General features: G+C 69.9%; 7 protein-coding genes. 5 read left to right on the top strand and 2 right to left on the bottom strand.

All coding sequences use genetic code 11. The features are described 5' to 3' along the window. Window positions 1–29 precede the first annotated feature (29 nt). Together lpdA and pulA are read left to right on the top strand one after the other, a co-directional pair. Window positions 30–1418 (top strand): dihydrolipoyl dehydrogenase, encoded by a 1389-nt coding sequence (lpdA, locus tag AB0J74_RS38460; protein WP_363458118.1) that lies wholly within the window; start codon window positions 30–32, stop codon window positions 1416–1418. Between the two features lie 73 nt (window positions 1419–1491). After that, window positions 1492–4485 carry a pullulanase-type alpha-1,6-glucosidase gene (gene pulA / locus AB0J74_RS38455; protein WP_363458115.1) on the top strand — a complete coding sequence of 998 codons (2994 nt, stop codon included), beginning with the start codon at window positions 1492–1494 and terminating at the stop codon, window positions 4483–4485. A gap of 46 nt (window positions 4486–4531) precedes the next feature. On the opposite strand, the gene AB0J74_RS38450 is transcribed toward pulA, so the two are convergent. Next, window positions 4532–5863: an MFS transporter gene (locus AB0J74_RS38450; protein ID WP_363458112.1), complete on the bottom strand. Its 1332-nt coding sequence runs from the start codon at window positions 5861–5863 to the stop codon at window positions 4532–4534. Between the two features lie 112 nt (window positions 5864–5975). Here AB0J74_RS38450 and AB0J74_RS38445 point away from each other — a divergent pair, with 112 nt between their 5' ends. Together AB0J74_RS38445 and AB0J74_RS38440 are read left to right on the top strand one after the other, a co-directional pair. Beyond that, the gene (locus AB0J74_RS38445; protein ID WP_363458109.1) at window positions 5976–7337 is read left to right on the top strand and encodes an MFS transporter; all 1362 of its coding nucleotides are present in this window, start codon (window positions 5976–5978) and stop codon (window positions 7335–7337) included. Between the two features lie 877 nt (window positions 7338–8214). Further along, window positions 8215–8541, top strand: coding sequence for a 2Fe-2S iron-sulfur cluster-binding protein (locus tag AB0J74_RS38440; RefSeq protein WP_363458106.1), 327 nt, complete (start codon window positions 8215–8217; stop codon window positions 8539–8541). A gap of 446 nt (window positions 8542–8987) precedes the next feature. Here AB0J74_RS38440 and AB0J74_RS38435 read toward each other — a convergent pair whose 3' ends face one another. Further along, the gene (locus AB0J74_RS38435; RefSeq protein WP_363458103.1) at window positions 8988–10022 is read right to left on the bottom strand and encodes an ABC transporter substrate-binding protein; all 1035 of its coding nucleotides are present in this window, start codon (window positions 10020–10022) and stop codon (window positions 8988–8990) included. On the opposite strand from AB0J74_RS38435, the gene AB0J74_RS38430 reads away from it, so the two are divergent. Next, window positions 10021–11154, top strand: a complete 1134-nt coding sequence (locus AB0J74_RS38430; protein ID WP_363458100.1) for an alcohol dehydrogenase catalytic domain-containing protein — start codon at window positions 10021–10023, stop codon at window positions 11152–11154. The two genes, AB0J74_RS38435 and AB0J74_RS38430, sit on opposite strands and share 2 nt — an antisense overlap. The last annotated feature ends 542 nt before the right edge of the window (window positions 11155–11696 follow it).

Below are 11696 nucleotides of genomic sequence, written 5' to 3'. Positions count from 1 at the left end.
GCGCCGCAGGGAGTCCTAGGCTTGGCCGTATGACAGAGCATTTCGACCTCGTCGTTCTCGGCGCGGGCCCGGGCGGATACACCGCAGCGGTCCGCGGCGCCCAACTCGGCCTGCGGACCGCGGTCGTCGAGGAGCGCTACTGGGGCGGCGTGTGTCTCAACGTGGGCTGCATCCCCTCGAAGGCCCTCCTGCGCAACGCGGAGCTCAACCACATCTTCACCCAGGAGGCGAAGACCTTCGGGATCAACGTCACCGGCGAGGTGACCTTCGACTACGAGGTGGCGTTCAACCGCAGCCGCAAGGTGGCCGACGGCCGGGTGCGCGGCGTCCACTACCTGATGAAGAAGAACAACATCACCGAGATCAATGGCCGGGGTACGTTCGTCGACGCGCACACCCTCGCCGTGGGCGACCAGACGGTGACGTTCGACAACTGCATCATCGCGACCGGCGCGTCGACCCGGCTGATCCCCGGCACCTCGCTGTCCGACCGGGTCGTCACCTACGAGGAGCAGATCCTCAGCTCCGAGTTGCCGAAGTCAATCGTCATCGCGGGCGCCGGCGCGATCGGGGTCGAGTTCGCCTACGTGCTGCACAACTACGGCGTGCGGGTGACGATCGTCGAGTTCCTCGACCGGATGCTGCCGCTGGAGGACGAGGAAGTCTCGGCGGAGCTGTTCAAGCGTTACAAGCGGCTGGGCATCAAGGTGCTGGTCTCGACGCGCGTCGAATCGGTGTCTGAGTCGGCGTCGGGTGTGCAGGTGACCGTTTCCGACACCGAGGGGCGGTCCCAGGTGCTCGAGGCCGACAAGCTGCTCCAGGCGATCGGCTTCCAACCCAATGTCACCGGGTACGGGCTGGAGAACACCGGCGTCGACCTGACCCCGCGCGGTGCGATCGCGGTCGACGGGCGTGGCCGTACCAATGTCGACGGCATCTACGCGATCGGTGACGTGACCGCCAAGCTGATGCTCGCGCACGCGGCGGAGAGCATGGGCATCATCGCCGCCGAGACGATCGCCAACGCGGAGACCATGGAACTCGACTTCGTGATGATCCCGCGGGCGACGTTCTGCCAGCCGCAGGTGGCCAGCTTCGGCTACACCGAGACGCAGGCGCTGGAGCAGGGCTACGACGTGCAGGTCGCGAAGTTCCCGTTCACCGCCAACGGCAAGTCCAACGGGCTCGGTGACACGGTCGGGTTCGTCAAGATCCTGTCCGACGCCAAGTACGGGGAGATTCTCGGTGCGCACCTGATCGGGCCCGAGGTGACCGAGCTGCTGCCGGAGCTGACGCTGGCCCAGCAATGGGACCTGACCGTGCACGAGGTGGGGCGCAACGTGCACTCGCACCCGACGCTCAGCGAGGCGGTCAAGGAGGCCGTGCACGGGCTGGCCGGTCACATGATCAATATGTGAGGGTTGACTCCACGTCGCCGGGCGACTCCAATTCTCATCAGCGTCAATGCCGTCGCTGTTGGGGGAGGGTCCGATGCGGTTCCGTGTCGCTGTCGCCGCTGTGTCCGGTCTGCTGCTGTCGCTCGTCGCGGCGCCGGCCTTCGCCGACCACACACCGTTGCCCTCCCAGGTCACGCTGGTCGGCTCCCTGCAGTCCGAGCTCGGCTGCCCCGGTGACTGGCAACCGGAGTGCGCGCAGACCGCGCTGCTTCCGGTCGCCGGTTCGCCGGGGCTGTTCCGGGCGTCGTTCACCGTGCCGGCGGGCACGTTCGAATACAAGGTCGCGCTGGGCGGCACGTGGGACGAGAACTACGGCGCCGGCGGCGCACCGGGTGGGGCCAACATCCCGCTGACTGCGCCGGGTGGGGTGCTGACGTTCACCTACGACCACGAGACGCACCGGATCGTCGACGACGCGCCGCGGGCGCTGGGCGCCGAGTCGGCCGCGCACTGGGTGCGGCGGGGCCTGATCGCCTGGCAGCCGCCGGCGAACGCGGTGCGCTTCGCGCTCTACACCGCGCCGTCGGGCGGCATGTCCGTGACCGGCGGCGCGGTGGTCGGCGGTTCCGCTCATCCCCTGGGGGTACGCGCGGCCGGGTTGCCCCGCCCCGTGGTGTCGGACTTCCCGCACCTGGCCGGTTACCGTGCGCTGACGGTCCCGTCGGCCGTGCCGGTCGCCTCGGTGCTGACCGGCCAGCTCGCGGTCGCCGCGTTCGACGCGGCCGGGTCGCTGGTCGAGGCGACCGGTGTCCAGATCCCCGGCGTGCTCGACGACGTGTACGGCGGCGCCGCGCGGCGCACGCTCGGGGTGACCTGGTCCCGGGGCGGGGTGCCGTCGTTCGCGCTGTGGGCGCCCACCGCACAGTCGGTGTCGTTGCAGGTCGACGGCGTTTCCGGCCTGGTGCCGATGCGGCGCGACGGCGACGGGGTCTGGACGGCGGCGGGTTCCCGGTCCTGGCGCGGCGCGTCCTACCTCTACTCGGTGCGGGTCTTCGCGCCGACCACCGGGCGGGTGGAGACCAATCTCGTCACCGATCCCTACTCGGTGGCGCTGACCGCGGACTCGACCCGGTCCGTGCTGGCCTCCTTGTCGGATCCGGCGCTGATGCCTTCCGGGTGGGATCGCCTGCGCAAGCCGGCGGCCGTTCCGTCCACCGCGTCCCAGGTCTATGAGTTGCAGGTCCGGGACTTCTCGATCGGCGACACCTCGGTGCCGGCCGCGCATCGGGGCACCTACGCGGCGTTCACCGACAGGTCGAGTGCCGGGATGCGGCACCTGCGGGCACTGGCCTCCGCCGGGGTGAGCCACCTGCACCTGTTGCCGGTGTTCGACTTCGCGACCGTCCCGGAGCGTCGGGCCGACCAGGCCGTGCCGGCGTGTGACCTGGCGTCGCTGCCGCCGGCGTCGGAGGCGCAGCAGGCATGCGTCGAGCCGGTCCGGCCGACGGACGGCTTCAACTGGGGGTACGACCCGTGGCACTACACCACGCCCGAAGGCTCCTACGCGATCGATCCCGCTGGCGCCGCGCGTACCCGTGAGTTCCGCTCGATGGTCGCCGGCATCAACGGGGCGGGCCTGCGGGTCGTGATGGACGTGGTCTACAACCACACGACCGCGTCGGGCCAGGCGCCGAAGTCGGTGCTCGACCGGACCGTGCCCGGCTACTACCACCGGCTCACCCTGACCGGCCTGCAGGAGACCTCGACCTGCTGCGCCAACACGGCGACCGAGCACCGCATGATGGAAAAGCTGATGGTCGACTCGGTGGTCACCTGGGCCCGCGACTACAAGGTCGACGGCTTCCGCTTCGACCTGATGGGCCACCACTCCAAGGCCAACATGCTGGCCGTGCGGCACGCCCTCGACAAGCTCACGCCGGCCCGCGACGGCGTCGACGGCCGCGACGTGTTGCTCTACGGCGAGGGTTGGAACTTCGGCGAGGTGGCCAACGACGCCCGCTTCGTGCAGGCCACCCAGGCCAACATGGCCGGCACCGGCATCGCCACGTTCTCGGACCGCCTGCGCGACGCGGTGCGCGGTGGCGGCCCCTTCGATGCCAACCCGCACCTGCAGGGTTTCGGTTCCGGGCTGTTCACCGACCCCAACGGCGACCCGGTCAACGGCACGCCCGCCGAACAACGTGACCGGCTACTGCTGCAGCAGGACCAGATCAAGGTCGGCCTGGCCGGCAACCTCCGCTCCTACCGCTTCCCGTCGCGCACGGGCGCCGTGGTTTCCGGCGCGGAGGTCGACTACAACGGCCAGCCGGCCGGCTATGCGGCCTCCCCGGCCGACACGGTGACCTATGTGGACGCCCATGACAACGAGACACTGTTCGACAACCTGCAATACAAGCTGCCGCAGTCGCTGCCGATGCCCGACCGGGTCAGGATGAACACCCTGTCCCTGGCCACGACAACCTTCTCCCAGGGCGTCGGCTTCTGGCACGCCGGCACCGACCTCCTGCGCTCCAAGTCGCTGGACCGCAACTCCTTCGACTCGGGCGACTGGTTCAACCGGGTCGACTGGTCGATGTCCTCCTCGACGTGGGGCTCGGGCCTACCTCCGCGCGGCGACAACGAGGCGAAGTGGCCCTACATGCGGCCGCTGCTGTCGGACCCCGCCCTGAAGCCGGCGCCCGCCGACATCGCGGCCGCCTCGGCGCGGTCCTCGGAGCTGCTGCGGATCGCCGGTTCCTCACCGCTGTTCGCCCTGCCGTCGGCGGCAGAGGTGCAGCGCCGGGTGGCGTTCCCGATCGGCGGGCCTGACCAGACGCCGGGTGTCATCGCGATGACCCTCGACGACACGGCAGGCAAGGACCTCGACCGGCGCTGGGAGCGCCTCGTGGTGGTCTTCAACGCCTCGCCGACCGCGACGACCCAGACCGTCCCCGGCACGGCCGGCCGCTCCTACGCGTTGCACCCGGTCCAGGCCACCGGCGGCGACCCGGTGGTCAAGGCCGCCCACTACAACGGCGGCGGCACCTTCACCGTGCCGGCCCGTACCGTGGCGGTGTTCGTGTCGTAGCCCTTTCGCTCGTGGCTTCGTCCTTGCTCCGGGCGGCGTGGCCCGGCTACCTGGCCTTGCCTCTGGACTGATCGACACCTGGGGCCGCACCGCGATCCGGTCGAGCACGGCGTTGGCGAGTCAGGCGCTGCGCGACCCGAGGCGCCCGTGTCCTGTTTATCTCGATCCGCCGGAGGGCTGGGACGAAGGACGCGAGCAGCATCGCTGTCGCGGCCGTCCCGCCGCCGGCGACCGCCACCGCTGTCGTCCCGAACGCGGCCGCGAGGGCCGGGGCGGACAGCTGACCGATGGGGAAGGACGCCGACGACCAGAACTCGTCGTGGGCACCGACGCGCGAGAGCAGCCGCTCGGGAATGTGGGTGTAGTTCACGGTCTCCCAGACCACCGTGAAGAACTCGGCGACGACGCCGCCGAGCAGCGACGCCGCGGCCAGCCAGAAGGTGTTCGCGCCGGTGCCGAGCAGGATGAGCGGGAGAGTGGCGAGCGCCATCGCGGACAGGGCTGGCACCATCGGGCGCCGCATCACCGTCACCTTCACCAGCACCACGCTGGCCAGCAGTGCCCCGACTCCGCGGGCGCTCAGCACCAGGCCCCAGCCCGCGGCCCCGATCGTGTCGTTCGCGATCGTCGGGCCGAGGATCTGCCAGACGCCCATGTTGGTGCCGTTGAAGACGGCGAAGGCCAGCGTTACCGACCAGATCCACGTCTGCGACCTGAAGTAGGCCCACCCCTCCCGCATCTCGCTGCGCATCGTCGGGTTCCCCTCGGCACGCGGCGGTAGGTCGGGCAGCGAGATCCGGGCGAACAGGGCGGCGGCCAGCAGGAAAGAGGAGGCGTCCGCGGCGATGGCCCAGCCGCCCCCGACCGAGGCGGTCAGCAGACCGGCGGTGGTCGGCCCGAGGATGCGGGCGGTGTTTCCGGCGGAGGCCAGCAGGGAGCTGGCCTGCTGGAGACCGCCTCCGACGGCCAGGTTCGAGACGATGCCGCGCAGTGCCGGGGTGGTCAGCCCCTGAAAGACACCGTTGAGCGCGGCGAACGGCAGCAGCAGCGCCGGGTGCTGGTGCGTGAGCAGGAGGACCGCGACGCAGCCCTGGGTGAGGCCGGCGCCGAGGCTGGTCAGCCGCAGCACGGTGTCGCGGCGGTGGCGGTCGGCGATGCCGCCGCCGAGGAGCATCGTCGCGACCATCGGCACGTACGAGGCACTGGTGACGGCGGACAACCAGCCTGGGTTGTCGGTCAGTTCCAGGACGGCGAAGGCCAGCGCGACGGGCGACATGAAGCTGCCGGCCATGGAGATCGAGCGGCCGGCGAAGAACCACCGGAAGGCTGGTGACCGCAGAGGCCGTTCGCGATCCTGCGACGCTTCGACGTCGGGCACGGGGAGCCAGGCTGCCAGCGGGTGCGGCGTGGATCAAACGGTTTCCCGTTGAGCCTCGGCCGGGCCGATAACTCGTTCGCGAATTGTCGTACCCCCTCGCCAAGATGAACCCATGCTGCACAACGTCCTGCCCCACCGACCCGAGGCCCGCCGGCTGCTGGCCGCGACCTTCTTCTCGGCCACCGGCCGGGGCCTGACGCTGCCGTTCATGTTCATCTACCTGACCAAAGTCAGAGACATACCGTCCGGCACCGCGGGCCTGATCATCGCCTGGCTGGCCGTGTGCGCCCTGACCATCGGCCCGATCGGCGGCTGGGCCGTCGACCGCTACGGCGCGCGCCGGGTCTTGCTGCCGCTGCTCTTGGTCGAGGCCGCCGGTGTGGGCAGCGTTGGCTTCGCACACACGGCCTGGCAGGCGCTCCTCTCCGTGACACTGATCGGCGCCGGCAGCGGCGTGGTCTGGGCGGCCAACAACACGATCCTGTCCTCGGTCACCGACGGCCTCGAGCGCCAGAAGACGTTCGGCCTGAGCTTCGCCCTGCTCAACCTCGGCATCGGCACCGGCACGGTCATCGCCGGTGCGATCGTCGACCTCGACCGCCCCGGCACCTTCCAACTCATCTATCTGATCGACGCCTGTCTCTACCTGGTGCCGTTCATCAACCTGCTGACCATGCCCGGCGTCGGCCGGCGCATCGTGGCCGCCGACGCCACTGCCACCCAGCAACGCCAGCCGGGCTACCGGGAGGTCTTCGCCCACCGCGGCTTCCGCCGCCTGCTGGCGTTCAGCATCGTGCTCACGATCAGCGGCTACGCCCAGATCGAGGTGGGCTTCACCGCCTTCTCGATCGACGTGGCCCACGTGGGCCCACAGACGGTGGCCTACGCCTTCACCGCGAACACTTTGGTCATCGTGCTCGCCCAGCTGTTCGTCGTGCGCCTGATCCAGGGCCGCAGCCGCACCCGCCTGCTGTCCCTGGTCGGCGTCATCATGGCCGCGTCCTGGCTGGTCCTCGGCGTGGCCGGTGCGGTCGACGGCCGCAACCTGGCGATCTCGGCGGTCGCGGTCATCGCCTGCGCGGCCGTGTTCGCCTCCGGCGAGACGCTGTTGTCGCCGATCAGCCCAACCCTGCTCAACGCGCTGGCCACCGACGAACTACGCGGCCGCTTCAACGCCCTCGGCTCCATGGTCTGGGGCATCAGCGGCATCGTCGGCCCGATCACCGCCGCCCCCCTCATCGGCGGCGGCCACAGCACGATCTGGCTAGCCCTCACGGTGGCCGGCTGCCTAACGGCCGCGCTGCTGTCGGCCTCCCTCCGGAAGGTGATCACCCCCGACCAGGACGGCCGCGCCGCACCCGCCGCCACTTCGCTCGCGCCGACGGCTCTCGAAGCACACCTCGCGCCGCCGTCTCCCGCCGACGGGCGCGACCTGCCAACCACCTCGCGCCGCGCGGTCCCCGACCGCTCGTGAGCGGTGCGCCGAGCTCGACCCGTGTCGCCGGCGGCGAGCGTCGGACCCACGGCCCCCTTCGCGTCAGGCTGCCGGGTGGGTCAGGCAACCGGCACGCACCGCCGTTGGTCAGAGCCTCGGCCGGCAGATCTTCAGGCAGCGCCGTCGAGGCCAGCGGCTTTCCGTCTGTCGCTGCTCGGCGCCCTGGCCCTCGTCGTTATCACGCACTCCCGGGCTGCCGGGCCGCCCGATAGAGGCGCCGTTCTTCAGCGAACTCCGCGCGGGCGCCCGGCACGTCGCCGAGCGCCCGCTATTCGTGCAGCTCATCGCGCTCGACCTGTCGGCGACGCTGTTCGGCTCCTACCGCGTCGTGCGGCCGGCTCGCCACCGCCGTGTTCCACGTCGGCCGACCGGCTACGAGATTCTGGCCGCCGCACCGAGCGCGGGGCGCTGCTGGCGACCTGAACGGTCTTCCCACCTGCGGGAGCGGGGCTCGTCGCTGTAGCAGGTGGCTTCCAACGGCGCCCCGTCGCTCTGCCAAGTGATCGTCGGCGGCCTCGCGTCGGCGTTCGGCCCGGCCGGTTGGCTGGCTGTCTCGGCCGCGTTCCCGGTGTGCCCCAACTCGGTCACGTGCGTCGGCGTGAGGCCGCTTGCTGTAAACGGGTTTCGGAATTATGGTCATACCAATAGCCAAAGCTGCGGAGGCACCAATGGTTAAGAGCGAGCGCGTGTTCGTTCGGGGCATGTCGTCGCCGACGTGCGGTCTCGACCACATCCGGCACGCTCAGCGGGCCAGCTCGAACCGCGGTCACGGGCACCAGAACGAGGCGGCGTCGGCGTCTCCGGTCGCCGCGGCCGCGGCACAACCGGTCGCCGCGAGCTGAGCTGGAGACCGATCGTGCCGAAGGTCGTGTACGTCGACCACACCGGTGAGCAGCGCGTCGTCGAGGCCGCCGCGGGGGAGAGCGCGATGTCCGCCGCGGTGCGAAACGGGGTCCCGGGCATCATCGGCGAATGCGGTGGAAACATCTCATGTGGAACGTGCCACGTCTGGGTTCGCGACGAGTTCCTTGCGGACGTCGGCGGGCCGGGCGACATGGAGGACGACCTGCTCGATCTGGCGGTCGGTGACAGACGGGCCGGCAGCCGGCTCGCCTGCCAGATACCGCTGACCGCCCAGCTCGACGGGATCGTTCTCGACGTCCCGCCGGAGCAGGTCGTCTGAACCCGCGTTCCAGCCCTCGTCGTGTGAGAGGACGAGATGGCCTTGCTCAGAACTGGAATCAACGAGCTGCTGAGCCCCTGCCCGAGTCAAGATCGTCTCTGAGTGGCTCGTCGCTTCCGCGACTTGGCGGCCGCCGATGTCCCTAGCGGATGAAGCAGCACGAGCGGTTCGTCACCCACATCGCGCTCCTCGCCGAGCAGGGCCTGGGCGCTGGTGGCCGTGCTGGCCCGGGCCACCCGAGAGGTCCAGCAAGGACGCCCGGGGGGCCTGTGCGCGGCGCCTCTCGGCCGTGACCCGGCCCGCGGCGGCGCGCTAGCTGCAGGAGCGCCTGCCGAACACCGGGCACTGGTCGAGTAGGCGGGATACGGATCGGGGCGGTGGTCACGTTAGCGTCGCCGACCAGACCGCGCGGACCGCGCCGGACCGCATCCTCGACTTCCCGCGGGTCAACCGACAAGGTCCACCGTAGACGGTGCGAAGAGCGAATCGACGTCCACCGGCTCGCGCAGGATGTGCTGGGCAACGGCCTGTGCGGTCAGGAGCTCGAGGACCTTGCGGTTCGGTCCGATCCCGTACGGCAGTGGGTCGGTGCCGGTCTCGGCCATGACCCGGGCGTACATCCTGTCGGTCGAGTCGTTGATCGCTCCGAGTCGCAGGCCCGCGACGTAGCGGCGCTTGGACTCAGCGAAGGCCTCGAAGACCGTCGTCGCGATGGCCGGGTCGGACGCGAGCACGTCGTTGCGGACGACCACGAGGTGGTTGATCGGGTAGAAGCCGCAGCCGCGCAGGGCGGCGAGCGCGGCCTCCTCCGGTGCGGGGATCAGCGGGGCGACGTCGGGGCCGTCGATCGGTGCACCGATCACCGCGTCCACCTCGCCGTCGCGCAGCATCTGGTCGAGCTTCTTGCCCGGTCCGGCGGGGACGACGTTGGCGGGCGGCCGGTAAGCCTCGACGTGTTCGTCGCCGGAGAGCACCCAGGTCACCGAGTCGAGGTCGAGTCCGTGTTCGAGGGCGAGGATGGCGCGCGCCCACACGCCGGTGGTGACGGTGTAGCCGCGGTTGACGCCGACCCGGCGACCTTCGAGCTGGCTCGGCTTGGTGATCTCGCCATCGCGCCGGACGAGGATGGCGCCGTGGTGGAAGCCGCGGACCAGGAAGATGGGCAGCGCGGTGAAGGCGACGCCGTGTTCGCGCGCGCACAGGTAGGTGGTCAGCGCCATCTCGCTGATGTCGTAGGCCAGCTCGCGGACCATCCGGCGGAACCCGTCCACCAGCACCGGCACCTCGTTGAAGGTCAGCGGGTAGCCGGCCGGCGAGACCGTGCCCGCCTTCAGCGCCCGGTTGTTGCCTTGGGTTCGCGTGACGGTCACCAACAGCTGCGCCATTGTCGCACTGCCCTTCCGATCAGGTCGTAGATCACGACGTCTGGCCCTACGGTATATTGGGCTGACCATTCCGCTCAACGAGGAGTTTGCGGTCATGCCCGAATTGGTACGTGCGGCGGTGCGGGTCTCGGCGGGTAGGACCGAACTGCGGGAGCTTCCGCTGCCGGAGCTCGACGACGACTCGGCCCTGTTGCGGGTCGAGGTCGCCGGCATCTGCGGCACCGACGTGAAGATCTACGCCAACCCACCGAGCATGATCCACGGCCCGGTGATCATGGGTCATGAGAACGTCGGTGTCATCGCGCGAGCGGGTCGCGACTTCGAGCGCCGACACGGCGTGCGTGAGGGTGACCGCGTCTTCGTCGAGCACTACGTCGGCTGCTACACCTGCGAATGGTGCCGGATCGGCGAGTATCGGCATTGCGAGGCGACTGACTGGCGCACCAACCCCGATGCCCGCCGCTACGGCTACACCTCGGCCGCGAACCCGGGCACGCTGTGGGGCGGCTTCGCCGACTACATGTACCTGCCCTGGAATGCCGTTCTGCACAAGGTGCCCGACACCGTCACCTCGGAGCTCGCCGGCCTGGTGACACCGCTGTCCAACGGCATCGAGTGGGCATTGCTCGCCGCCGGCGTCGGTTACAGCAGTACCGTGCTCATCCAGGGGCCGGGGCAGCAGGGACTGTCCCAGGTGGTCGCCGCGAAACAGGCCGGGGCGGCGCAGATCATCGTCACCGGCACCACCCGCGACAAGGCCCGGCTTGACCTGGCCCGGGAACTCGGCGCCGACCACGTCATCGACATCCGCCAGGACGATCCGCTGGAGCGGGTCAGGGAGCTCACCGGCGGACGCGGCGTCGACTTCGTCCTCGACTGCACATCCCGGGCGGGCACCGCGCCCGTGCTCCTCGGCATCGAGGCGCTCAAGCGGCGGGAAGGTGTCCTGCTCATCCAGGGCGAACTCGCGGGGTTCCCGGATTTCCCGGTCAAGAAGCTCACGGAGAAGGCGATCACCATCAAGAGTGCGCGCGGTCACTCGTACCGGGCGTGTGAGCTGGCGCTGGAGCAGCTCGCGTCCCACCGCTTCCCGCTGGAGAAGCTCGCCACCCATCGGTTCGCGCTGGAGCAGGTGGACCATGCGATCCGCGTGCTGGCCGGCGAGACCGACGACGACGCCATCCACATCTCGCTGATGCCTGACCTGGCGATGTCGGCCCGGCCCTGAGGTGCCCTTCAGCGCGTCACGGGAGACATGGGCGCCGGTCGACGTCGGCCGGACGCTGAGCGCTGCGAGCGGACGCGGCAGGCGTTGCGCTCAAACGTCCTCGCCCGGTCCTGCTTAGACAGACGTGCTCGGCCGAGCCGGTCGGCCAGGCCCGCAGTGGCATGGCGCGGCGCCGCCGCCGTGCGGATCACCAGGGGCAGGCTCGGCAAGTCGCGGAACAGGTCGGAGAACGGCTTGCCGTACCCGTAGGACCGGTCCGGGTCGAGGTCGCATGCGACCAATTCCCACCTCCTCGACGCACCGCCCCAGCTCCCGCCTAAGGGGAGAAGGTCAAGATCGGTTCCGCTCGCCGCGGAAGAGCGCTTCCCGATATTGGTAGAGTGGTATGACATCATTTCTGTAGTCCCGTCCGTCCATTATGAGGAAGAGCCGATGGCTGCCGCCAAAACTCCGCCCGCCGCTTGGGCCGGTGATGACGCCGACATGTTCAAGGCGGTCTCGCTTAATCGGGTGTCGCAGGTGATCGTTGATCAGATCAAGTT

This window comes from Asanoa sp. NPDC049573 (assembly GCF_040676615.1).
GTDB lineage: Bacteria > Actinomycetota > Actinomycetes > Mycobacteriales > Micromonosporaceae > Asanoa.
The sequence above is the reverse complement of the archived record's forward strand: the minus strand, read 5'-3'. Positions and strand labels throughout refer to the sequence as shown.